Below are 23,683 nucleotides of genomic sequence, written 5' to 3'. Positions count from 1 at the left end.
TGAGGCTCGTGTAATCTCCGGGAACCGATGTGGCAGATCATCATCAATGGGCCGGGCTACTTCGACACCCCCTACGATCTCCCGGAAGGCACGACCAGCCTTGGCCGAGCCGATGAGAACGACATCGTCCTGGGAGGAGACCTCGTCTCCCGCAAGCACGCCTGTCTGCACGTGGACGGGGACCTGCTGCGCATCGAGGACCTGGGCAGCCGCAACGGCAGCCGCATCAACGGACTCCCCCTCCAGGGCAGCCGGGATCTGGCCCCTGGTGACATCGTCATCCTGGGAGAGAACACACTCTCCGTCCGACAACCTCACACGGTAGAGAGCGCCGCCACGGAGATGGTGGACCTGGGCGCGGGAGGCGTGCGCCGCTTCGGCCACGGGGAGGACGTCTCTCCGGCGGTCATCCTCGCCAAGAACGTGAAGGATCTGGACGTGCTGCGCGCGCTCGACAACTTCGAGCCCGTTCCCTTCGAGAATTCAACGAAAGGGGCCACGCCCATCGGCGCTGGCGGCTCCAGCCCCCGCGTCTCCTACGAGACCCTCGTCCTGCTCTTCCGCATCGCGGAGTCGCTGGCCACCGCGGACACGCTGCCCTTGTTCCTCGAGTCCGCCATGGACCGGGTGCTCGAGCGCACCGAGGCCACCACCGCCGTGGTGCTGCTGCGCCACTCCAGCGGCGTCCTGGTGCCTGCCGCCGTGCGCCACCGCGGCAGGCTGGCCAAGGGCGAGGTTCCCGTCTCGGATGCCATCGTCGAGGAGTCCATGCGCCAGGGCCGGGCGATCGCCGTGGGAGACGTGCGAGACGACCGGCGCTTTGCCGGCCGCGAGAGCGTCATCCTCTATGGCGTGGACCGGGTGCTCTGCATCCCCATCGGCCGCGAGCCGCCCTTCGCGGGCGTGCTCTATGTGAACACCCCCGCAGAGGCGGAGACCACCCTGGAGCTCATGCTCGACGCCTGCACCGCCGTGGCCCACCTCGTGGCCAGTGGCGTGCAGCGGTTCGTTCCCGGGCAGAGCAAGGAGGGAGGAGGAGGAGGAGGCGGCGGCGGCAGCGGTGCCAGCCTGCGCCGCCTGCTGGAGCGCTTCCACCCCCCGGAGGTGGCCGAGCGCCGCGCCGTGGAGGCCCTGCGCACCGGAGGCCGGCTGCCCGCGCTGGAGGAGCGGGCCCTCACCGTGCTCCACGTGGAGATGGTGGGCTTCGGCGCGCTGAGCGCCCGCATCGGCCCGGTCCGCGCCACCGCCGTGCTCAATGACTTCCACGCGAAGATGAGCGGCCTCATCTTCAGCTTCGAGGGTGCCGTCGAGGCCTTCGTGGGTGAGTCCGTCCGCGCCCTCTTCGGCTTCCCTTCCGGCAAGCAGGATGACTCCGTCCGCGCGGTGCGGGCCGGGCTGGCGCTGCGCGCGGACTGGACACGGACCATGTCCCGAAGGCCCGCGGACGAGCGCTGCGAGCTGAGAATCGCCATCCATACCACCAAGGGGCTGGTCGGGATGATCGGCCCCGACACCCGCCTGGACCTCACCGCCGTGGGTGAGGGCATGCCCGTGGCCGGCTGGCTGGCCTCCACGGCCTCTCCCGGACAGGTCTTGATTACCGGGAAGACCCTTGCCTCCATCGGGGCGCGCTTCGACGTCCTCCCTCTGGGAGAGCGCCTGGTCCGCCCTCCCAAGGACAAGGTGGCCGCCTTCGAGGTGCTCGAAGAGGACGTGCCCGCGCTCACCAATCCCGGGGTGAACGGGCTCAGATAGAACCAAGGGCCAGGCCGGCAGGAAGCCTCGCGTCCGGTTGACCGGTTGAAGAGAAGGCCCCGAACGGGCTTGAATGCAAGGATCGTGGGTCCTCTCACCGCATGAACTCGCCTTCTTCAGCCCGCCTGCGGCCTTTCCGGCCGCAGGCCTTTGGTCGGTACACCCTCCTGTCCCACCTGGCCACGGGCGGGATGGGGGAGATCTACCTGGCGCGGCTGGAGGGCGTGCAGGGCTTCGAGAAGCTGTGCGTCATCAAGAAGATCCTGCCGCAGCTGGCCGAGGACAAGGAGTTCGTCGATCGCTTCGTGGGCGAGGCCCGCACGCTGGTGAAGCTCAGCCACGGCTCCATCGCGCAGGTGCTGGACATGGGGCTGCACGAGGGCGAGGCGTACATGGCCCTCGAGTACGTGGACGGCAAGGATCTGCGCAAGGTGGCCGGGCGGGTGAGGGATCGGCAGACGCCCCTGCCGCTCACCTTCGTGCTCTTCGTGATGGGGCGGGTGCTGGATGCGCTGGCGTACGCGCACCGCAAGCGGGACGACGACGAGAAGGAGATCAACCTCGTCCACCGGGACATCTCGCCGCAGAACATCCTCATCTCCTACGAGGGGGAGGTGAAGGTGATCGACTTCGGGCTGGCCAAGAGCCGCCTGTCGGCGGCGAAGACCAACCCGAGCATCATCCTGGGCAAGTTCCTTTACATGTCCCCGGAGCAGGCGAAGCACCAGCAGGTGGACCGCCGCAGTGACTTGTACGCGGTGGGGCTGTGCCTCTACGAGCTGCTCTCCGGGAAGAACCCCTTTGACGCGGTGCACTCGGGCGAGCTGATGTCCGCGGTGGCCAGCCCGCGCATCGCGCCGCTGAACGAGGTGGAGCCGCTCACGCCGCCCGCGGTGGCGCACCTGGTGATGAAGGCGCTGGCGGTGGAGCCTCTGCAGCGCTTCCAGACGGCGGAGGAGTTTCGCGGCAAGCTGATGGGCGTGCTGATGGACATCGACCGGAACGCCGGTCCGGAGAACGTCAGCCGCTTCATGAGGGATCTGTTCTCCTCCGAGTACGTGGGCGAGCGCAAGCTGCTGGCCCAGCTCAAGGAGGTGCAGCGCGGTGGCGAGCCACCCCCGCCACGCATGGGCATCGAGCTGGACACGGATCCGGCCGCGCGGTTCCCTCCGCCGAGCCTGCCTCCGAAGACGATCCGGCTGGACCCGCCGAGCCAGCCGCTCTCCTTCCAGCCCACGCCTCGCAGCCGCCCTGGCAGTCAGGCGAGCGTGCACGAGGAGGAGACCCGGCCTGGGGTCGTGGTCGGCGAGTCTCCCCGCCCCGCCGTCTCCTTCGAGGCGCTCGATGCGGCCGCGCGCGCCCGCGTGCGGGCTCCGCTGTCCGCCGCCTCGTCCGCGACCGAGACCGTCACGGTGGAGCTGGGCGCCGAGGACTTCGACACACGGCCGGGCTCGTCGGTGTCCATGGCCGGGCCGACTACCTCGCGTGGGAGCGCTCCGACGGTGGAGATGCCCATCCCGTACGTGCCCGCGGCCGCCATCCCGCCGGGGGCCGCTCCCCAGCCGCAGATGTCCGGCACGGCCAGGACCCTGGAGGCGCCGCGGGTGAGCATGCCGCCGCCTCCGCCGAGCCCGGGTGGCTTGAGGCCCCCGGAGCCGCCGCTGCGTGCGACCGTGCCGCCGCCGCCCCCGGGCAGCGTCGGCTCGCCCAGAGCGGGGGAGCTGCCGCGGGCGGCCATGTCGCCGCCGCCGCCGCCGATCGCCGCCTCCAGGCTCCAGGAGACGCAGCGGGTGTCGCTGCCGCCGCTGCCGTCGCCAGGCCTCGTCACCACCGAGCCTCGCGGACTGGAGGTGGGCCGCGCCCACGCCTCCGGACAGCAGGGCCCCGGGCCAGCGGCTCCTCCCGAGAGCCCGGCGTCGTCCACGGCGGCCCAGCAGCCCCCGCCGTTCCCATTCTCCACGCCCGCGCCCATGCCCGCGGTGGGGGGCGGAGCCTGGCCTCCCGTGCCGGATGAGGCGCTGCTTCTCGAGGCTCAGGCGGAGATCGTCACGGCTCCGCGCGAGCTGCCCCGCTCCACGTCCTCCCGCGCGGCGCAGGGGGAGTCCGGAGGTGCCGCAGGGCGGCCCACCGAGCCGCTCCTGGCGCTGGTCCCGGATGGCGCGCCCGCGCGCACGGAGGCAGGCCGCCGCGGCCTCGATGACACGCATCCGAGCTACCAGATGGCCCCCGCGAAGCCTCCGGAGGACACGCAGCCGCGCGTCGTGCTGGATGAGGCGGCCCTTCAGAACCAGTCTGACACTGGGGAGATCATCATCACCGGCGTGCCGGAGGAGTCGTCGATCTCCAGCCCAGGGCGCGCCAGCAGCGCGTCGGAAGATTCGATCTCGGCCCCGGGGCGCTCGAAGAGCACCCGGCGTGTGCGCGGGAGCTCGTCCGCGGGCATGCCCTCCGTGCCCCGAGGCGGCGCTGCTCCCGCTCGAGGTGCGCAGCGCCCCGTGGAGTCTGGGAGCTCGGAGGCCGAGGACTCCATCCCCGTGTCCATCGATGTTGATGACGGAGGAGTGGAGCCCCGGAATCCGCGCGACGAGACTCGGAGGACGCCGATCCCCTCCCGACCCGGCGAGGGCAGCCGCCGCGCGCAGCGCGAGGAGCCACGGCGCCCAGCAACGCCCGCCCCTGCCCGGAAGCGCTCATGGGCCTGGTTCGCGGTGAGCCTCGTGCTGCTGCTGGGGGCCGGCGCCGCGGTGTACGTGACGCTCCCGCAGATGGAGAAGCTGCTGAAGTCGAAGCTCGGGATTGAGAAGCCGCCCGAGCTTGGGCTGACGCCGATCCAGCCGCAGGTTCCCCCCAGTGGGCCGCCGGGCACCGCTCCGAGCGCCACGCCCCCCCCACCCGCGGGAGCTGTCGCCACGCCTCCCTCCGCACCTGAGTCTGCCGGCACACCCCAGCCGGCGGCGGCTGCGGCGGACAGCGCCGCCACGCCCGAGAGCGTGGAGGAGGAGCTCGTGGTCCCGGTGCCCACGGTGTTGGCCTCTCCGCCGAAGAAGGCGCCCGGCTCGCGTTCCGGCAAGAGGGGGTCGTCGTCGGCGCGCAGCAAGGAGGCCACTGAGCTCCAGAAGGAGTGGGCCCAGGCGCGCAACTCCTACAACAAGCTCACCCAGGAGCAGTCGTGCGACAGCCCCACGCTCGCCCTCGCGTGCAAGCGTTTCGAGGACGTGAAGGGGGACATGAGCAATCTGGGCGAGGGTGCGTATGACAAGGATGTCTACAACCGGGTGAAGAAGCTGCGCATCGAGCTGGGAAACCTGGTGCGCAACCAGTAGCCCGTGACACTGCTCCTCGAGACCCAGGGCCTCGTTGCTGGCTATGGCCCCTCGCCCGTGCTGCAGGGGGTGGACTTCACGGTGCGCCCGGGGGAGCTGTGGGCGGTGCTCGGGCCCAATGGCACGGGTAAGAGCACGCTGCTGCGCGCGGTGCTGGGCGTGCTGCCGTGGGCGCGGGGCGAGGTGCGGCTGCTGGGGAAGGAGCGCCGGCAGTGGGAGGCGCGAGAGCTGGCCCGGCGCGTGGCGTGGGTGCCGCAGCTGTTCGAGCCCGCGGAGGGCTTCAGTGGGCTGGAGCTGGTGCTGATGGGGCGCAGCCCGCACCTGGGGCTGTGGGGCCTCACCTCCGAGCGGGATGCGACGCTGGCGCGCTCAGCGCTGGAGGAGCTGGGCGTGGCGTACCTGGCGGATCGGCCTGGGGAGGCCATGTCGGGCGGCGAGCGCCGGATGCTGCTGCTCGCCCGCGGGCTGGTCCAGGAGCCTTCGCTGCTGCTGTTGGACGAGCCCACCGCCTTCCTCGATGTGGCTCATCAGGTGGGGGCGCTCGCGCGGGTGCGAGCGCGGGTGGGGGCGGGGCTGGGCGCGGTGGCGGTGCTGCATGACGTGAACCTCGCCGCGGCCTTTGCCACCCATGTGCTGCTGCTGCGCGACGGCCGCGTGCTGGCCCAGGGGCCGGTGGACACGGTGCTGGAGCGAGAGCGGCTCGAGGCGCTCTACGGCCTGCCCATGGAGATGGCGTTGGCGCCCTCCGGGGCCCGGCTCTTTGCCCCACGAGGGTAACGAGGGCGCTCCTGGCGCTTGCTCTCTCGCTCTTCATGGCGGGCGGACGGGTGCTGCGCTTCCTTGATGAGGCCAGACCTGCTCCGGCGGTGTAGCCTGCACGCTCCATGAGTCGGTACGCCCTCACACTCTTTGCCAGCGCCTTCCTGCTCTTCGGAGTCCAGCCGCTGGTGGGGAAGTTCGCGCTGCCGTGGTTCGGTGGGACGCCGGCGGTGTGGACTGCCTGCATGCTCTTCTTCCAGGCGGCACTGCTGGCGGGCTACGCGTATGCGCATGTCGTGGCCACACGTCTGGCGCCGCGCTCCCAGGTGAAGCTGCACCTGGGGTTGGTGGGGTTCACGGTGCTGGTGCTGGCCGCGCGAGCCCTGTGGGTGGGCTCGCCCGTGGCGCCTGGGGAGGAGTGGCGGCCCACCGGAGTGGAGGGGCTCACCGGCCGGCTGCTGGCGATGCTGACGGTGACGATCGGACTGCCCTTCTTCGTGCTGTCCACCACGGCGCCCCTGCTGCAGAGCTGGTTTGCTCGCTCGCGGCCAGGAGCCTCGCCGTACCGGCTCTATGCGCTGTCCAACGCGGGCTCGCTGCTGGCGCTGCTGGGCTATCCCTTCCTCGTCGAGCCCTATGTGCCACGCAACGTGCAGGGCTGGGGGTGGGCCGCGGGCTTCGTTGTCTTCCTCGTGGGATGCGCTGTGTGCGCGAGGGACCTGTGGAGGCTGGGAGCTGCGCCCGTACCCGTGGAGGGAGCTGCGCCCGAGAAGGCGGCCTTGCCAGAGGAAGAGAGCGCGCGGCCGGGGCTGAGGCGCACGCTGGCGTGGCTGGGGTTGAGCGCCTGCGCCTCAGTGCTGCTGCTGGCCACGACGAACCAGCTCTCGCAGGACGTGGCGGCCGGTCCATTCCTGTGGGTGCTGCCGCTGGCGCTCTACCTGTTCACCTTCATCGTCACGTTCGAGCGCGAGGCGCTCTACCCGCGCTCGGCGTGCATCGTGCTGCTCATCGTCTGTGTGTGCGGTGTGATCCGCTCCATCTTCGAGGGGCCTCACTTCCCGCTGTCGCTCCAGCTCCTGGCGCACGGCGGGGCGCTGCTGGCGGGCTGCATGGTGTGCCATGGCGAGCTGTACCGCCTGCGCCCGGCGCCGCGGCACTTGAGCGCCTTCTATCTCTGGGTCTCGGTGGGGGGCGTGGCGGGCGGAATCATCGTCGGCATCGTGGCGCCGCGCTTCTTCGACACCTATGCGGAGTATCCGCTGGCGCTGGCGGCGTGCTCCCTGGTGGCGCTGGTGGTGCTCCTGCCTCGCCCGGCCGAGGAGCGGCCGATGGCACGGCTGGGACGGAACCTGCGGGTGCTCGTGCTCGCGGGGGTGGTGGGAGGGCTGGCCGTGGCGGTGGCGGACAGCCGGAAGGAGGTGCGGCTGACGGCGCGCAACTTCTTCGGTGTGGTGCAGGTGTTGGAGAGTGGCGAGCGCGATCCGTACTCGCACCAGTACTCTCTCAAGCATGGCGTCATCACCCACGGAGTCCAGTTCATCTCGCCCGAGCGGCGGAAGCAGGCCACGGCGTACTTCACTCCGGAGAGCGGGCTCGGACTGACCATCACCGAGTTCCGGCGCGTGCGAGAGGCGGAGGGCCAGAAGCCGGGCTTGCGCATCGGTGTGCTGGGGTTGGGCGTAGGGACGAGCGCGGCGCTCACGCAGGCGGGTGACACGGTTCGCTTCTACGAGATCAACCCGAAGGTCATCTCCCTGGCGCAGGGTGAGGGCAGTTACTTCAGCTTCCTGTCGGACACGCCGGCTCGGGTGGAGGTCGTCGAGGGCGATGCGCGCATCTCACTGGAGCAGGAGCTGGAGCGGGGTGAGGCGCAGGCCTTCGATGTGCTCGCGCTGGACGTGTTCAGCTCGGACTCCATTCCGATGCACCTGCTCACGCAGGAGTCGGTGGCGGTGTACCGGCGGCACCTGGCGCCCCGAGGGGTGCTGGCGCTGCACATCAGCAACGTGCACCTCGATCTGGTGCCCATCGCGCTCGCGCATGCGCGGGTGTTCGGGATGTACGCCACGCTCGTCATCAACGAGACGAAGGGCGATGCGCTCCGCAGCGCGTGGATGATCCTCAGCCCAGAGGCGGAGTTCTCCTGGGGCCGCACCTTCTCGGAGGCGAGCGCCACCCTTCGCCGCCTGGAGCTGGCGGAGCCGACGAGGATCACCTGGACGGACGAGCGCAGCAGCGTGCTGCCCGTTTTGCGGCGCTCCCGGGCGCTGGTAGAGACGCGAACGATTGACAGCCCACCGTCCGCCGCGCCCGTGGCCCAGCCCGCCACTCCCTGACTCGCGCGGCCACCTGTCTCCAGTTTCCAACGGATGCACCTTGGCCCTGCCGGCCGGAGTGGTATAGAGGCAGGACTGAGCCACGCACTTGTGGGAAGCTTCGAGCAATGGCGGTCCCCCCCAAGCTCCGCGCGTGGCTGATGGCGGCCTCCCTCACGCTCCGTGCGTGGCTCCGGGACGCGGTGCAGCAGGTGCTGGCGGCGGTGCAACGGCTCCGGCTGCCAGGCCCCTCGGTCCTGCCCGTGGCCGGCGCGGTCGTGGGTGTCTACAGCGGCCTCGTCGCGGGCATCTTCGCCAACCTCATCGGGCTCGTGAGCGGGCTGAGCTACGGCCTCCCCCAGGTGGTGGATGCGTTCCGCTCCGGCTCGGAGACGCGCCTGCGGCTCGCCGAGGCGCTCACGACCGCACGCTGGCACTTCGAGTTCATCATCGTCGGGATCCCGCTGGCCCTCGGGGCCCTGGGGCTGGTCCGCCTCATCGAGCCCGGCGAAGGCCGGGACGTGGTGAAGCGCCGCCTCGAGGTGCTGGCGCTGCTCGTGATGGGCGCGCTGTCCCTCTACTACCCGCTCGTGGCGCTGGCGGCGGTGAACAGCGTGCTGGGGCACGCGCACCGTGACGTGGAGCAGCTCTCCCCCTTCCTCGTGGTGCTGGTGCCCATGTTGGGCGGCGCGGTGGTGGGGCGGCTGCTCCGCGACAGGCCGGAGACGCACGGCCACGGCGTGCCCGAGGTCGTCAAGGCGGTGGAGAGCGAAGGCAGGCTGCCCGCGCGCAATGGCCTGCTCAAGCTCGTCGCCTCGGCCGTCACCATCGGCACGGGCGGCTCGGCGGGGCGCGAGGGGCCCATCGTCTACGGCGGCGCGGCCTTCGGCTCCGAGGTGGGGCGCACCCTCGGCTTCACCCGGCGCGAGCTGTCCATCCTCATGGCCAGCGGGGCCGGCGCGGGCATCGCCGCCTCCTTCAACGCTCCCGTGGCCGGCGCCATCTTCGCCATGGAGATCCTCCTGCGCGAGTTCCAGCTCCGCGTCTTCTCGCCCATCATCCTGGCCAGCGTCACCGCCACCATGGTGAGCCGCGGCGTCATGGGCAGCGCGGCCATGCTGGAGCGCGTGGCGTACATGATGGTGAGCGGCTGGGAGGTCGTCTTCTACGCCGTGCTCGGCCTGATCTGCGGAGGGCTGGCCTACGCCTTCATCCAGTCGCTGCACGGCGTGGAGGAGTTCTTCCAGGGCCGACGCCCCGGGCGGCTGTCGGCCTGGCTCGGCCAGAAGCCGCTGTCGGTACGGGCGGGAATCGGAGGCCTGCTGGTGGGGCTGCTCGCGCTGGCACACCCGGTGGTGTGGGGCACGGGTCACGAGTACGCCAACGACGCGCTCGTGCGAGGCCTTCCGTTGGCGCTGCTGGCCTCGGGGTGCGTGCTCAAGCTGGTGGGCACCGCGCTGACGCTGGGCTCGGGCGGCTCGGGCGGCACGTTCTTCCCGGTGACGGTCATCGGCGCCATGGCGGGCGGGGCCTTCGGCGAGGTGCTGCACGCGCTGATGCCAGGCGTCACCGCGCCCAGCGGTGCCTACGCCATGGTGGGCATGGGCGGGGCCGTGGCTGCCATGACGCGCGGGCCGCTGACGGGGATGATGATGGTGTACGAGCTGAGCGGCAACTACGCCATCATCCTGCCGCTGATGGTGACGTGCACGCTGGCCTCGGCGCTCTGCCACGTCCTCGTGGAGCGGAAGGCGGCGCGCGCGGGAGAGGACGGCCTCGCGCTGCGGCGCACGCCGGTGCGCGAGCTGGTGGTCTGGGAGCAGCCGGTGGCGCCGGAGCTCCCAGCCGTGGAGCTGCGCGAGCGGTTGCTCTCCTCGGCAGCGGCGGCGCTGCCGGTGCGCGGCGCGGATGGCCGGCTGCGAGGGGTAGTGCACGCGGGCGCGCTGGGCGAGCGTTGGCGGCTGGCGGGGGAGGAGGCCACGGTGGAGGCGCTGCTGGACGCGGTGCCGGCGCTCTCTCAGGAGGCCTCCATCAGCGAGGCGCTGGCGACCATGGATGCGCAGGCCGTGGACGTGCTCGCGGTGGACGGCGGGGATCGCGTGGGGGTGGTGACGCGCATCGGGCTGGAGCGCTTCCTCCAGGCCAGTCGCTCCAGAGGCCACCCGCACGGGCTCCCCTTCGGCGCCACCGAGCTGCGCTGAGCAGGCTCAGACGCCAGGCGTCAAGGGCGCGTAGGCCCCGGCCGGGCTCACGTCGAGCACCACCAGCAACGCCAGGACAGTGCAGGGCAGGGCCATGGCGGCCGGGCCGAAGTGGAAATAGAGCAGCGGCCCCCCGGTGCACCCCGCGAGGAAGGCCATGGCGAGCCCGAGGTGCAGCCGCGTGCGCCAGAACTGCTCGGCGGTGGGCAGCTTGCGAATCATCCACAGCAGGCCGCCCAGCCCATGGCCGCGGGCACCGTCGCGCACCCAGGTCATCATGTTCACCAGCTGGATGCCGATGTCCGTGATGACGCCCGTGATGTGCGTGGTGCGCACGACGGCGCCGGAGACGCGGGTGACGAGCGCGTTCTGGAGTCCCATGGCGTAGGCCATGCCCCACAGCACCGTGGGCTCGCTCGCCGCCGGGTGCTTGGAGGACCAGAGGCCCACGGCCGCAAGCGTCAGCGCTTCCACCAGGAGCGCTGTGGCGTGCCGCCCCCGCCGCCGGCGTCGAGACACGTCAATCAGCACGGTCGCGGTGATCGCCCCGAGCAGGAAGGACAGGACGAGCTGGCCCGCGGTGCTGGCCATGGCCCACCGCCCGTTGGCGAGGTACTCGCCCACGTTGGCCAGGTTGCCCGTCATGTGGGAAGTGTGCGTACCGAGCGCGAAGAAGCTGATCGCATTCACGGCTCCAGCTACGCCTGCGAGCAGCAGGACCAGCACAGAGTAGGCGCGTCGGCTTGCGGGGGAAGTCTCGGTACTGGTGAAGGGCATGGGGCAACGTTCAAAGGCAGCGCGGATGCTAACACCCGCTCCTCAGGTGTTCAGGAGCGAGTCCTTCCTGGCTGCCCGGAGAGAGGACAGACGGGGCTCTGCGCCAGGGTGTCATGTCATGGCGGGAACCCTGGATCCAGGCCTGTTGTTGCTGGTCAAAACATGGGGCTTCGAGTGGAGTACGGGCGAGCGAGCAAGGGAAGGCCCGGAGGCAGGAGGATGCGCAGGCTCGGCCAGGTATGGGTGTGGGGGGTGGTAGCCGCGGCCATCGGGCTCGCGCTGTATGGGCGAGCGGCAGAGCGAGCGGTCCGTCAGGTGGAGGTGCGGGGCGTCCCCGCGGTGCTGGCGGCGCCGAGCGAGCTGCCGGAAGAGCTTCCCTGGCTCCCCCGGGAAGAGACGCGGACGCTGCCCATGGCCGAGGCGGCCAGTGAGGCGGACGGTCTGATGGAGCTGCGGGTGATGGCGGGAGGCCGTCCCGTCCCGCGCGCCCAGGTGCGTCTCTACCGGCGGGAGGGGCGGAGCCCGGAGACGGGAAAGATGGACTGGCGGGTCGCCTCCGCGGGCGCCACGGGGAACGACGGGCTCTTGTTGATCCCCGCGCGCGCCGGCGCCTACCTGGTGGTAGCGCGCGCGGAGGGGCTCGCGCCGGCCTGGCTCAACCTGATGCATCCGCTGGGGGGGCCGCGGACGCCGGTGAGCCTGCGGCTGGAGGAGCCGAGCACCTTCTGGGGAACGACGGTGCTTCAGGGCACGGGGAAGCCGCTGTCGGGGGCCGAGCTGACGCTGACGCCGGACGTGAGCGCCTGGGAGAACGAGGCGCACGCGGATGCGCCGGCCGAGGAGCTGGTCACGGTGACGAGCGACTCCACGGGGCACTTCCGCGTCGAGGGGCTGGCGCCAGGGCTCTACACGGTGCAAGGGCGCGCGCCCGGCAGCTCCTCGCCAGTGGAGTGGACCCTCTGGCTGCCCTCGGCCGAGCCGCGGGTGCTGGCCCTGCCGGCCCCAGGCGCTGGGGTGCGCACGAGGAGCGCCGAGCGGGCGCCCTCGAAGGAGCTCCGGTGCGGCCAGTGATGCGGCGGGGGTGAGCCGCTCTGCCCTTCAGTCCACGGCGCCTACCCTGGCGGCCACTCCATGGGCCGGCCCGCGACCAGGTGCAGGTGGATGTGGAACACCGTCTGGCCGGCGTCCGCGTTGCAGTTCATCACCAGGCGGTAGCCCCGCTCGGCGTGGCCGCGCTCCTTCGCCACCTTCGCCGCCGCGGTGTAGAGGTGCCCCACCGCCTCCCGGTCTTCCAGGCCAATGTCATTCACCGTGGCGATGTGCTTCAGCGGGATGAAGACCACGTGTGTCGGCGCCTGGGGGTTGATGTCCTCGAAGGCCATGCACACGTCGTCCCGGTGGACGACCCGGGCAGGGATCTGACCGTCGCGAATCTTGCAGAAGAGGCAGTTGGACATGGGGACGGCTTAGCAACCCTGGGTTCGGCTGGGAACGGCCTCGCGCCCGGAAGCGTTGGCTCAGGGCAGTCGCCAGCTGAAGCCTCTATCGGGCACGCAGACCTGGAGGGGCAGGCGCATCAGGAGGAAGTCCTTGTCCCGGGCCACCACCTCCCCCCCGACGCCCCACTGGGGGAGGGTGATGACGTAGTTGAACAGGCCTGAGGGCCGGTCCGGGCTCGCGGACCAGTACAGGGGCACGTTGTGGTGGAAGTAGCTGTAGCCCCCCGTCCAGGCGATGTGCACGGGGACCTCGATCTTGAGCCCGCACACGTCCTCGCGCTGGCTCGCCACCATCAGCAGCCGGTTGATGGGGCCCGAGTCGTCATACGCGCTGATGTGGGGCCGCTCGTGCACGTACTGGCCGATCTCCCCGAAGGTGAGCCGTCGCGAGAGCCCCGCGGAGACAGCCCCCACCGCCACCACGGCCAGGGCCACCGCGGCGCGCAGGCGGAGGGCCTTCAGCCGGGCCATGCCCAGCTCCAGTCCCACCCCCGCGAGCGCGGCAAGCAGGGGGAGGAGGGGAACGAGGAAGCGCAGCTCCTTGTGCGGCTGAGAGGCGTGAAGGACGAAGAAGACGAGGACGAGCGCCGCGAGGCCGCGGGAGCGCCACAGCGCGAGCAGGCCCAGCCCTCCAACGAGCAGCGAGATGCCGGGCATCGCCTTGAGGAGCACCCGGGTGTAGTAGCTGAAAGGGGCCACGCCCCAGGCCTTGCCTCCCTCTTTGACGAAGTTGAAGTCCAGGTACACGAAGGCCGAGTGGAACCAGCTGCCCCAGGTGAGCCGGTCCAGCAGTCCGAAGAGGCCAGCCCACACGGCGAGCACCCCAAGCGTGAGCCCCGCCGCTCGCCACTGCCGCCGCGCCGCGAGCAGGACCACCAGCCCCACGCAGAAGATGCCGCTCTGCAGGCGCAGCAGCACGGCCAGTCCCAGCAGCGAGGCCCCCACGGCGAGCGCCCGCCGCGAGGCACCAGGAGCCAGGGCCAGCGCCAGCCCCAGCACCACCGGGAAAGCGGCGGCGTTCTCGCTCATGGCCCGGGGGGCGAAGTAGAGGGGCACGGAGGCCAGGGCCATCAGGGAGGCGCCTGCCGCGGCGGCGAGCGGGCCAGCCCCCTCGACTCGGGCGAGGCGGTAGCTCCCCCAGGCGGTGGCCGTCCCCAGCAGTGCGAAGAACCCCTTCACGACGCCCAGGTAGCCGGCTGGCGAGTCCAGCCCAAGCACCCGCGCCAGCCCCATGAGCCCCGCTACCAGCCCAGGGAGGGCCCAGGTGCGCGCCCCCTCGATGAACTCCCACGGGATGAACCCAGGGCCGAACACGAGCCGGTGCGCGGGCTCCAGGCTCTGGTAGATCTCATCCGGCCAGTACAGCCCGTCGTCCATCAGGGCCAGCCACACCCGCAGGAGGCCCCCGGCGGTGAGGGTCAGGACGAGCAGGACCCGGGCCAGGCGAAGCTCGGCGGGAGGGTGTTCAGGGGTGGGAAGGGTGGCTGGCACGTCGAGCAATCATCGCAAACGGTCCGCCGGGTGATATCCACTTCCTGACGATGAGCACAACTCGCTCCATTCGAATCTCCGCCCTCCTCGAGGATCGCGACTACGACCTCCAGCTCACCCTGGTCGCCGGTGAGAAGGGGTTGAGCCGGACCCTCAACTCTCCGCGCATCCAGAAGCCCGGGCTGGCGCTGACCGGCTTCACCGAGCACCTCCACCCGCATCGGGTCCAGGTGTTCGGCAACACGGAGATCTCCTACCTGCGCACGCTCTCGGAGGAGCAGCAGCGCGAGGTCCTCGCGCGCCTCTTCAAGGAGGATCTGGCCTGCGTGGTGGTGACCAAGAGCCTGGAACTGCCGCGGGTGCTCGTCGAGGCGTGCGAGGCGTCCGGGCTGGCGCTGATGAAGACGCCGCTGCTCTCCAGCACCTTCATCCAGCAGGTGCAGGGCTTCCTGGAGGAGGCCCTGACGGAGACGAGCAGCATCCACGGGGTGCTGATGGACGTCTTCGGCGTGGGCATCCTGCTGCTGGGCAAGAGCGGCATCGGCAAGAGCGAGATCGCCCTGGACCTGGTGATGCGCGGGCACCGGCTGGTGGCCGACGACATCGTCGACGTGGCGCGTCGCAAGCCGGGCGCCGTCTACGGCGCGGGCAACCCGGTCATCAAGCACCACATGGAGATCCGGGGCCTGGGCATCATCAACATCAAGGATCTGTTCGGCGTGTCGGCGGTGCGCGAGCAGAAGAAGATCGAGCTCGTCATCGAGCTGCAGGAGTGGGACCCGAGCCAGGAGTATGACCGGCTGGGGGTGGAAGATCGCTTCCTGGACATCATCGGGGTGAACGTGCCGCTGTCGGTGGTGCCGGTGCGTCCAGGCCGCAACATGGCCACCATCATCGAGGTGGCGGCGCGCAACCACTTGCTCAAGCTTCAGGGCCACCACTCCGCGCGGGAGTTCGCCGAGCGGCTCAACCGCGCTATCGCCGAGGGAGCGATGCGTCGTACGCTGGGAGAAGAGGTCGAGTGAGCGCCCCCGCCAAGCACATCGTCATCATCACCGGGATGTCGGGTTCCGGTAAGTCCACGGCCATCCGGGCGCTGGAGGATGCGGGCTTCTTCTGCATCGACAACCTGCCGGTGCTCTTGCTGCCCAAGCTGACGGAGCTGGCCGGCAGTGGACAGATCGAGCGCATGGCGCTGGTGGTGGATGTGCGCGAGGGCATCTTCCTCAAGGAGGCGCCGCGGGTGCTGGACGAGGTCCGCCGCGCGGGGCACCAGGTGGAGGTGCTCTTCCTGGACTCCAGCGACGACAGCCTCATCCGCCGCTTCAGCGAGACGCGGCGCCGCCACCCGCTGGCACCCACGGGCACCGTGGCCGAGGGCATCAGGGCCGAGCGCGAGGAGCTGAGAGACTTGCGCGAGCTGGCCGACCAGGTCATCGACTCGTCCGCGCTGAACGTGCATGACCTGAAGCGGATGGTGCAGGCGCGCTTCAGCCCGGAGCCGGCGACGGGGCCCTCGCTGTCGGTGATGTCCTTCGGCTACCGGCACGGGGTACCGCCACAGGCGGACCTGGTGCTGGACGTGCGCTTCCTGCCCAACCCCTACTTTGTTCCGGAGCTGAAGGGGCTGACGGGGAAGAACGCCAAGGTGGCGGCGTACGTGCTGGACCGGGAGGAGACGCAGCAGTTCCTCGCCAAGGTGGTGGACCTCTGCCGGTTCCTGTTCCCCCGCTACCAGAAGGAGGGCAAGGCGTACCTCACGGTGGCGCTGGGCTGCACGGGCGGCAAGCACCGCTCGGTGGCGATCGCCGCCGAGCTGACGCGGCAGCTCCAGGAGGAGATCCCCCGCATCCAGCTCTGGGACCGCGACATCGAGAAGGAGTAGCCGAGAAGGCGTCGCGCGGCCCCGGAGCCCCTCAGCGCCGCTCTACCTCCCACCAGCCGAAGTACATCGTCCGCTGCTCCATGAGGTGCACCCAGCCCGGCGCGTGGTTGTAGCGGTACGGCAGCAGCCCCGCGGTGGTGAGCGCCGCGGCCGTCTCCTCGAAGGAAGGGAAGGAGACCCACACCGCCGGCCCCGCCGTCTTCACCTGACGCCGCGGCACCTCGTGCCCGTCCAGCCCCCTGCGGCGCTCGAGCACGGTGAAGAGCATCCGCCCCTCCGGCTTCAGCACGGCGCCAAAGTGGTTCAGCACCAGCCGCAGGTCGTCGCAGAAGTCCAGGCACCCCACGGCCAGCACCACGTCAAAGCGCCCCAACTCCTCGGGGATGGGCTGGTGGTAGCTGTGCACGCGCCAGGTGCCTGTGGGCCGCCCCTTCCTCGCCACCTCCAGCATCTCCGGTGACAGGTCCAGCCCCACCACCTCCGCGGACCCGTCAATGTCGCGCGTGAGCAGGCCCGTGCCGCACCCCACGTCCAACACTCGGCTGCCGGGCCTCACCGCGTCGTCCAGGAAGCGCGCTACCCGGTCTTCGTACCGGTGCAACGAGGGGAACAGCACCTCGTATGCGGGAGCGATCTCTCCGTACACCTGACGGACGTGGTCCTCGTTCCTGGGGGGCGCCATGGCGGCCCGCACCTTAATCGGAAAGAACTCACGGATAAGAGGGAAGAACTAGCACTTCCTGTATAGCCAGATTGCCATGGCCAACACTACGCACTAAGTTGGGTCTGCCAGGACGTCGGGTCCTGGATACATGGAGATAGGGGGTCTCAGCGGGAGGTAGGGAGTGCTCTTACAGGCAGAGGTTGGGCCTACCTGGCGCATTGGCTGACCTTTCAGCAGGACGTTTGGACCTGGGAGGGATGATGAGGGCCAGTATCGGCCGGAGGCTGTATGTGTCCTTCGGCTTGCTCGTGGTGGCGTTCGCCGTGCTCGGAGGGGCGCACATCGTCTCTTCCTACCGCCTTGCCCGTGGGGTGGAGTCCTCGCTGGAGCGCTCCTTCACCATGGCGACTTCGCTCTTCGAGCTGAGGATGATCCACCAGCAGACCACGGTCCTGCTCTCCTCGAATGGACAAGGGGCTCGGACCTGGCAGCAGGACGAGCTCGCCGTGCTGGAGAAGGGCTTTGCCAGCCGGATCGCCGCGCTGCGGGAGAAGGGCTATCCGCCGGCCCGGCTCGCCGACGTGCAGGGGCGCTTTACCGAGGCCTTGCGCCTGGGCCGCCAGCTCCTCACGGCCTCTGCGGAGGCGGAGCTCCAGGCCCTGTCCGAGCGCTTCCACGATCAGACGCGGGTGCTGGAGCAGCTCCTGGACTCCATGGCGAAGGACGAGGCGAGCACGGTGCGCGCCTCCTTCCAGGAGCTGCGGCTGAACTTCCGGCGGGGCGCGTGGATCTTCGCCTGCGGCGTGCTGGGCTGCATCGCCGTGGCGCTGCTGCTGGCCTTCGGGCTGCGGCGCTCGCTGGTCCACCCGCTGCGGGCGCTCACGGGGGTGGCACGGGAGATCAGCGAGAACGGGGACCTGACGCTCCGCGTGCCCGTGCGCTCCGGGGATGAGGTGGGGCAGCTGGCGGGCGCCTTCCGGGAGATGGTGGAGCGCCTGCGGACGATCCACCACGAGCTGCGCGCCTCGGGGGGCACGCTGGCCGAGTCCGTGGCGAACGTGCGCCGCTCCGCGGAGCAGCAGCAGGAGACGGTCAGCAGCCAGGCGGCCGCGCTCCACCAGACGCGCGTCACCGCGGAGGCGCTGCGGGAGACCTCCTCGCTGGCCGCCCAGCGGGCCGACTCCGTGCTCAGGGTGGCCGAGCGCGCGGACATGCTGGGCCGCGAGGGCGAGGCCTCCATCGCGCTGAGCGTCTCCGGCCTGGCGGACCTGGGGGCCCAGGTGCAGGAGATCGCCCAGCGCATCCGCAACCTGGGGGAGAGCACCCAGCAGATCGGCGCCATCACCATGACGGTGAAGGAGCTGGCGGACCGCTCCAACATGCTGGCGCTCAACGCCGCCATCGAGGCCGTGCGCAGCGGCGAGCACGGCAAGGGCTTTGGCGTGGTGGCGCGGGAGATCCGCTCCCTGGCGGACCAGTCCATCGAGGCCACGGTCCGGGTGAGGGAGATCCTGGACGCGGTGGGGCGCGCCGTGGCGGAGACGGTGAGCATCACCCAGCGCAACGCCGAGCAGATGCAGGGCGGGCTGGAGCAGGTGAGCGCCACGGGTGAGAGCCTGCGGGAGCTGTCCTCTCTCATCCGCGACAATGCCTTCGCGGTGAGGGAGATCGTCGCCGCCGTCAGCCAGCAGGACCTGGGGATTACCCAGATCTTCCTCGCCGTGAGCGAGCTCTCCCGGATGATGGCGGACACGGAGAAGGAGCTCGACTCCACGAAGAACGCGTCGGTGATGCTCGACGACGTCTCCCGCAAGCTGACGGATGTGGTGACGCGCTACCGCGCCTGAGTCCGCGCTTGACGGCATGAGGCCCCCAGACGAGCATGGGGACGTCGGGGCCGGCGGCTGCTCACCGGGGTATCGAGAGCACCCTTGCACAACATGTTCGTTCACTCGCGTCGTCTCGGGGTCCAGGCAAGGGCGAGCGCTGCTCGGCTCCTTGTCGTGGCCGGAGTGCTGCTCGCGGCCAGCGCAGGTGCCTACGAAGGGGCAGGCATCCAGCGGCAGGTCACGGACGGCGGAGTCCCGCCTCCACCCCAGCTCACGAAGGCGCCAGAGCTCCTCGAGTTCGTGGAGGCGGCCTATCCGCCCGAGGCGCTCGCTCGCGGTGAAGGGGCGGAGGTGGCCTTCTTCATCGACATCGACGAGACCGGCAAGGTGGCGCAGGCCGAGGTGACGCGCTCTGCCGGCCCGGAGTTCGACGCGGCCGCCCACGAGGCCGTGCTGAAGCTCCGCTTCTCTCCTGCCGAGGTGGATGGGCAGCCGGCGCCCGTCCGCATCGAGTACGTCTACCACTTCGTCCCGAAGCCGCCGCCGGAGCCCGAGCCCACCGCCGTCGTCGAGAAGCCCGTGAACTTCAAGGGCCGGGTCGTCCAGCGCGGGACGCGGGATCCCATCGCGAACGCCTCGGTGTACCTGCCCGAGCAGGGGCTCGCCACGGAGACCGACGCGGACGGCCGCTTCGAGCTGCGCGGTGTGACGCCCGGCCGGCTCAAGGTGGAGATCTCCGAGCCGAAGCACAAGAAGTTCTACACCGTCGAGGAGCTGAAGGAGGGCGAGGTGACCGAGCTCACCGCGTACCTCTGGCAGAAGGTCGAGGGCGGCTTCGAGACGGTGGTGACGGGCGCCCGGGAGAAGAAGGAGGTCGCCCGGCGCACGCTCCAGAAGCAGGAGCTCCAGAGTGTCCCTGGTACCTTCGGGGATCCGCTCCGCGTGCTGCAGAACATGCCCGGGATGGCGCGGGCACCCTACATCTCTGGGGCCCTGCTCGTGCGAGGCTCCCAGCCGCAGGACACGCAGGTGATGATCGACGGCGTCCCCATCCCGCTGCTCTACCACTTCGCGGGTGGCCCCTCGGTCGTCAACGCCTCCTTCATCGATCGGATCGACTTCTACCCCGGCGCCTATGGCGCGAAGTACGGGCGGGCGCTTGCGGGCATCGTGGACGTCGGGACACGGCCCCCCGAGCCGAAGCGCCTGCACGGCCTCGTCGACATCGACCTGCTCGACTCGGGCTTCTACCTGGAGGCGCCCCTCAGCTCGGAGAAGAACTACGGGGCGGTCGCGGTGGCGGCGCGGCGCAGCTACATCGACGTGCTCCTGCCCCCCATCCTGGAGGCCTTCCGCGAGCCCGGGGCCGCTTCGACGGTGGCCTCGCCGTACTACTGGGACTACCAGGCCCGCTATGACTTGACGCTTGGCAAGGACCGGTTGGGGCTCGTCGTGTTCGGCTCGAGCGACTTGCTGGAGATCTCCCAGAGCGGCTCGGAGGAGACCCAGCCCTTCTCCCTGGACACGTCCCAGGGCTTCCACCGGCTGCGCATGTCGTGGAGCCGCCCGACGGACTCCGGGTGGAAGCTTTCCCTGGCGCCCACCCTGGGGTTCACCCCCTTCCGGTTCCGGATCGGAGATCTGTTCAAGGGGAGCATCACCTCGCAGGACGTGAACCTCAGAGGGGCCGCCGAGAAGGAGCTCTGGAAGGGGCTCACCTTCGAGACGGGCATCGACCTCAACGCCGCTTTCTACAAGGTGCAGTTCGAGTTCCCGCAGGTCGCCAGGCCGGGGGAGGAACCGCCACCCCCCCAGGTCATCAAGCAGTACGTGGACGTGGCCTCTTACGCGGCCTATGCCGAGACGGTCTGGTCACCCTTCGAGCAGCTGAAGATCGTCCCGGGGATCCGGTTCGAGGCGTACGATCTCCCGGGCGGGTGGCGCCCCTCGCTCGAGCCTCGAATCGCGGCGCGCTACGCGCTGAACGACTGGCTCACCACGAAGGCCGCGTTTGGCGTCTACCGGCAGGCGCCGCAGCCGGCCGAGGTGGCGCCCCGGTTCGGCAATCCGGAGCTGGGGCTGCTGCGGAGCCGGCAGACGGCGGGCGGCATCGAGTGGAAGCTCACCGACTCGCTGCTGTTGGACCTGCAGGGCTTCTACAACTGGAGGGATCGGCTCGTCGTCTCCTCCCAGGACTTCGTGGAGCGGGAGGGCGAGCAGGTCCCCGAGCTCTACGACAACGATGGACGGGGAAGGGCCTACGGCATCGAGCTGCTGCTCAAGCACGATCTGACCGAGCGGTTCTATGGGTGGGTGGCCTATACGCTCTCTCGCTCCGTGCAGTTCGACGATGACGCGAAGGCCTACGTCCCCGTCGAGTTCGATCAGTCCCACATCCTCACGCTGGTGGGCTCCTACAAGTTCGATGGGGGCTGGGAGCTGGGGATGAGGTTCCGCCTCACGACAGGCCGCCCGGAGACGCCGATCAGCGGAGGCACCTTCAACTCGGACACCGGGGGGTACTTCCCCGTGGAGGGCGCACCCGGCTCCGCCCGTGGGGCCACCTTCCACCAGCTGGACTTCCGCGCCGAGAAGCTCTGGACGTTCGAGCGCTGGAAGCTGTCCGTCTATGCGGATCTCCAGAACGTCTACAACGCCGCCAATCCAGAGGCGACCCTCTGGGACTACCGGTATCGCGAGAACGCTCCGCTCCGGGGGCTCCCGTTCATTCCCACCTTTGGCGTCAAGGGAGAGTTCTGATGCCTGCCCGCCTGATCCTGACCCTGACGGCGCTCCTGGCGCTGACGGCCTGCTCCTACGACTTCGAGCGCTCGAGCGAGATCCTCGACCGCCGGATCCTCGCCATCCAGGTCGATCCGCCGGAGCTGGCCGGCGGAGCCCCGGCTCCTGACTCCGTGCAGGCCCGCGCCCTGGTCGTGGACCCCTCGGATCCGCTCGCCGTCACGGAGGTGCGCTGGTGGTCTTGCCTGCGCCCACCGCGTGCGGCCGACGGCGTCGGCACGGCCGAGAACACGCGCTGCCCTGAGGGTGAGGGCACCACCCTCCTCGCGAGCAGCAGTGCGGCCCTCGACGCGGTCTCCCTGAACGTCCCGCTCCCCCCGGAGCTGGCGGGCTTCCTTGCCACCGGGAGCGACCTCCCCTCGCCGCAGATCCATGTGCAGCTCGAGATCGACTCCGAGCGGGGGCCGCTGGTCTCCGTGAAGCAGGTGACGGTGACCGGGAAGCTGCCGGAGGGGCAGGAGCCCAACCGGAACCCGGCGCTCCAGAAGCTCACCCTGGACGGAGCCGACTGGCTCCCGGACGCGCCGCGGACCCTCAAGTACGGCGAGTGTCCGGACGAGAAGAAGAAGGAAGTCGAGGCGGAAGATGGGAGCCTCGTGAGGGTCTGCGAGCACGACATCGAGCCGCTCTTCGACGAGGCCGAGTCCCAGTTCTACGAGGCGCGGGGCTTCAGCGGGGAGAAGGAGCTGGAGCGCGAGCGGCTCCGGTTCGCGTGGTTCACCGACGCGGGCTCCTTCCGCCGCGGCACCACCCTCCAGTTCGACGAGAGAGATCCCTCGCCCGACAACGTCGGCCCCAAGGCCTTCTGGCGGGAGCCTCCCACCAGGACCGAGCGGGCCACCCTCTGGGTCGTCTTCCGCGATGGCCGCGGCGGCACCGCCTGGGAGCGCCGCGAGGTGCTCTTCGAGTAGGCCTCAAGCCCACATTGCTAACGTGTTTTTCGTACACTAAGTTAGTGTCGAAAATACACGAAAGGAAGTGGGCCATGCCCATCCGGTACATCAAGGCGGCGCCGACGACGTATGTCATCCAGTTCCAGGACGGGAAGGTGAGGCGGGAGGGGCCTGGGCTGTCGTTCCTGTACTGGGTGCCCACGACGACGATGGTGGCGGTGCCGCTGGCCAGCGCGGACGTGCCCTTCGCGTTCAACGAGGTGACGCAGGACTTCCAGGCGGTGACGCTGCAGGGGCAGCTCACGTACCGGGTGGCGGATCCGAAGCGGCTGGCGTCGCTGCTGGACTACTCCATCGCGCCGTCGGGGAAGCACCTCTCCAACGATCCGGAGAAGCTGGAGGAGCGGCTGGTGCAGGTGGCGCAGGTGCGCGCCCGCACGGTGGTGCAGGGCATGGGCCTGCGCGAGGTGCTGGGGCACTCGGAGGTGGTCGAGGGGCAGGTGCTGGCGGCGCTGGGGGCCTCGGAGGCCATCCGCATGTTGGGCGTGGAGGTGATGGGCTTCTCGCTGCTGTCAGTGCGGCCCACGCCGGAGATGTCGCGGGCGCTGGAGGCCGAGGCGCGCGAGGGGCTGCAGCGCCGCGCGGACGAGGCCGTCTACGATCGCCGCAACGCCGCCGTGGAGCAAGAGCGCCGCATCAAGGAGAGCGAGCTGTCCACGGAGCTGGCGGTGGAGGAGAAGCGGCGGCAGATCCGTGAGGCGCAGATGGCGGCGGACATCGCCGTGGAGGAGCAGCGCGGGGCGCTCATGGAGCGCTGGAGCCAGAACGAGCGCCAGGCCGCGGATGCGCGCGCCTACGCCCTGGAGAAGGTGCTGGCGCCCGTGCGCAGCATGGACTGGAAGACGCTGCTGGCGGCCAACGGCGGCGGGAGCGATCCCAAGCTGAACATCGCCCTGGCCTTCCGGGAGATGGCGGAGAACGCGCACAAGATCGGCGAGCTGAACATGTCACCGGAGCTGCTGAGCGGGTTGATGGGGCCGGCACAGAGGGAGCCGCGCTCCGAGCCACATTCCGAGCCGCGCACGCGCGGCAACAGGTGAGGGCGCCATGTTCGAGAAGATCGTCCTCGTCACCCGGAAGACACGGTTGGAAGAGCTGGTGGAGCGGCTGAACACCCGCGCGCAGGCGCGCTTCTACCTGGAGCACGCCGGGCAGGACTTCGAGGACTACGCGCGCGAGGACGACACCTACCGCCGGGCGCTGGATGGGCTGCATGGCGCACTTGCGGTGGGGCTGCCCGTGCAGCAGGTGGATCGCTCGCTGGTGCCCACCTTCCTCTTCAGTGGCAGGGAGCTGGTGGTGGCCATCGGCCAGGACGGGCTGGTGGCCAACGTGGCCAAGTATGTGAGCGGCCAGCCGCTGGTGGGCATCAACCCGGATCCAGTCCGCTTCGACGGCGTGCTGCTGCCCTTCCGCGTGGAGGGGGCGCG

The 23,683-nt window shown here is 70.2% G+C and carries 16 protein-coding genes and 1 pseudogene; 13 read left to right on the top strand and 4 right to left on the bottom strand.

Annotation, left to right across the window (positions count from 1 at the left end; genetic code table 11):
* Nucleotides 1–27 precede the first annotated feature (27 nt).
* The 5 genes from VD972_RS08295 (at nucleotide 28) to VD972_RS08275 (ending at nucleotide 10,353) form a co-directional block, all read left to right on the top strand.
* Nucleotides 28–1,755 carry an FHA domain-containing protein gene (locus VD972_RS08295; protein ID WP_324983419.1) on the top strand — a complete coding sequence of 576 codons (1,728 nt, stop codon included), beginning with the start codon at nucleotides 28–30 and terminating at the stop codon, nucleotides 1,753–1,755.
* A 101-nt stretch (nucleotides 1,756–1,856) separates the two neighbouring features.
* Entirely contained in the window at nucleotides 1,857–5,078 is a 3,222-nt protein-coding gene (locus VD972_RS08290; protein ID WP_324983415.1) for a serine/threonine-protein kinase, read from the top strand.
* A 3-nt stretch (nucleotides 5,079–5,081) separates the two neighbouring features.
* Nucleotides 5,082–5,855, top strand: coding sequence for an ABC transporter ATP-binding protein (locus tag VD972_RS08285; RefSeq protein WP_324983410.1), 774 nt, complete (start codon nucleotides 5,082–5,084; stop codon nucleotides 5,853–5,855).
* A gap of 107 nt (nucleotides 5,856–5,962) precedes the next feature.
* A complete protein-coding gene (locus VD972_RS08280) occupies nucleotides 5,963–8,173 on the top strand; it encodes a fused MFS/spermidine synthase (RefSeq protein WP_324983405.1) in 2,211 nt (736 codons plus the stop codon).
* 107 nt (nucleotides 8,174–8,280) lie between these two features.
* Complete coding sequence (locus tag VD972_RS08275) at nucleotides 8,281–10,353, top strand: chloride channel protein (RefSeq protein ID WP_324983398.1); 2,073 nt, start codon at nucleotides 8,281–8,283, stop codon at nucleotides 10,351–10,353.
* Nucleotides 10,354–10,359: 6 nt separating this feature from the next.
* Here the strand turns inward: VD972_RS08275 and VD972_RS08270 are convergent, their stop codons facing one another.
* Nucleotides 10,360–11,130: a YoaK family protein gene (locus VD972_RS08270; RefSeq protein WP_324983395.1), complete on the bottom strand. Its 771-nt coding sequence runs from the start codon at nucleotides 11,128–11,130 to the stop codon at nucleotides 10,360–10,362.
* A 219-nt stretch (nucleotides 11,131–11,349) separates the two neighbouring features.
* On the opposite strand from VD972_RS08270, the gene VD972_RS08265 reads away from it, so the two are divergent.
* A complete protein-coding gene (locus VD972_RS08265) occupies nucleotides 11,350–12,201 on the top strand; it encodes a carboxypeptidase-like regulatory domain-containing protein (protein WP_324983391.1) in 852 nt (283 codons plus the stop codon).
* A 41-nt stretch (nucleotides 12,202–12,242) separates the two neighbouring features.
* Here VD972_RS08265 and VD972_RS08260 read toward each other — a convergent pair whose 3' ends face one another.
* Nucleotides 12,243–12,587, bottom strand: a complete 345-nt coding sequence (locus VD972_RS08260) for a histidine triad nucleotide-binding protein (protein ID WP_324983386.1) — start codon at nucleotides 12,585–12,587, stop codon at nucleotides 12,243–12,245.
* A gap of 60 nt (nucleotides 12,588–12,647) precedes the next feature.
* Nucleotides 12,648–14,120 carry a hypothetical protein gene (locus VD972_RS08255; RefSeq protein ID WP_324983382.1) on the bottom strand — a complete coding sequence of 491 codons (1,473 nt, stop codon included), beginning with the start codon at nucleotides 14,118–14,120 and terminating at the stop codon, nucleotides 12,648–12,650.
* Between the two features lie 50 nt (nucleotides 14,121–14,170).
* Here VD972_RS08255 and hprK point away from each other — a divergent pair, with 50 nt between their 5' ends.
* Both hprK and rapZ read left to right on the top strand, forming a co-directional pair.
* A complete protein-coding gene (hprK, locus tag VD972_RS08250; RefSeq protein ID WP_324983379.1) occupies nucleotides 14,171–15,145 on the top strand; it encodes an HPr(Ser) kinase/phosphatase in 975 nt (324 codons plus the stop codon).
* Entirely contained in the window at nucleotides 15,142–16,005 is an 864-nt protein-coding gene (gene rapZ / locus VD972_RS08245) for an RNase adapter RapZ (RefSeq protein WP_324983376.1), read from the top strand. The genes hprK and rapZ overlap by 4 nt, the downstream gene beginning before the upstream one ends.
* Before the next feature lie 31 nt (nucleotides 16,006–16,036).
* On the opposite strand, the gene VD972_RS08240 is transcribed toward rapZ, so the two are convergent.
* Nucleotides 16,037–16,687: a class I SAM-dependent methyltransferase gene (locus tag VD972_RS08240; protein WP_324983373.1), complete on the bottom strand. Its 651-nt coding sequence runs from the start codon at nucleotides 16,685–16,687 to the stop codon at nucleotides 16,037–16,039.
* A gap of 239 nt (nucleotides 16,688–16,926) precedes the next feature.
* Here VD972_RS08240 and VD972_RS08235 point away from each other — a divergent pair, with 239 nt between their 5' ends.
* From VD972_RS08235 to VD972_RS08215, 5 genes and pseudogenes are all read left to right on the top strand, one after another.
* On the top strand, nucleotides 16,927–18,516 hold the full coding sequence (locus VD972_RS08235; protein WP_324983370.1) for a methyl-accepting chemotaxis protein: 1,590 nt from the start codon (nucleotides 16,927–16,929) through the stop codon (nucleotides 18,514–18,516).
* Nucleotides 18,517–18,672: 156 nt separating this feature from the next.
* Nucleotides 18,673–21,258, top strand: coding sequence for a TonB-dependent receptor domain-containing protein (locus VD972_RS08230; protein ID WP_324983367.1), 2,586 nt, complete (start codon nucleotides 18,673–18,675; stop codon nucleotides 21,256–21,258).
* Nucleotides 21,258–22,211 (top strand): hypothetical protein, encoded by a 954-nt coding sequence (locus VD972_RS08225; RefSeq protein WP_324983364.1) that lies wholly within the window; start codon nucleotides 21,258–21,260, stop codon nucleotides 22,209–22,211. Before VD972_RS08230 ends, VD972_RS08225 begins: the two co-directional genes overlap by 1 nt.
* Nucleotides 22,212–22,285: 74 nt before the next feature.
* Complete coding sequence (locus VD972_RS08220) at nucleotides 22,286–23,293, top strand: SPFH domain-containing protein (RefSeq protein ID WP_324983361.1); 1,008 nt, start codon at nucleotides 22,286–22,288, stop codon at nucleotides 23,291–23,293.
* A gap of 7 nt (nucleotides 23,294–23,300) precedes the next feature.
* Nucleotides 23,301–23,683 (top strand): annotated as a pseudogene (locus VD972_RS08215) (NAD+ kinase); the annotation flags it as partial.

This window comes from Hyalangium sp. (assembly GCF_035629615.1).
Taxonomy (GTDB): domain Bacteria; phylum Myxococcota; class Myxococcia; order Myxococcales; family Myxococcaceae; genus Hyalangium.
The sequence above is the reverse complement of the archived record's forward strand: the minus strand, read 5'-3'. Positions and strand labels throughout refer to the sequence as shown.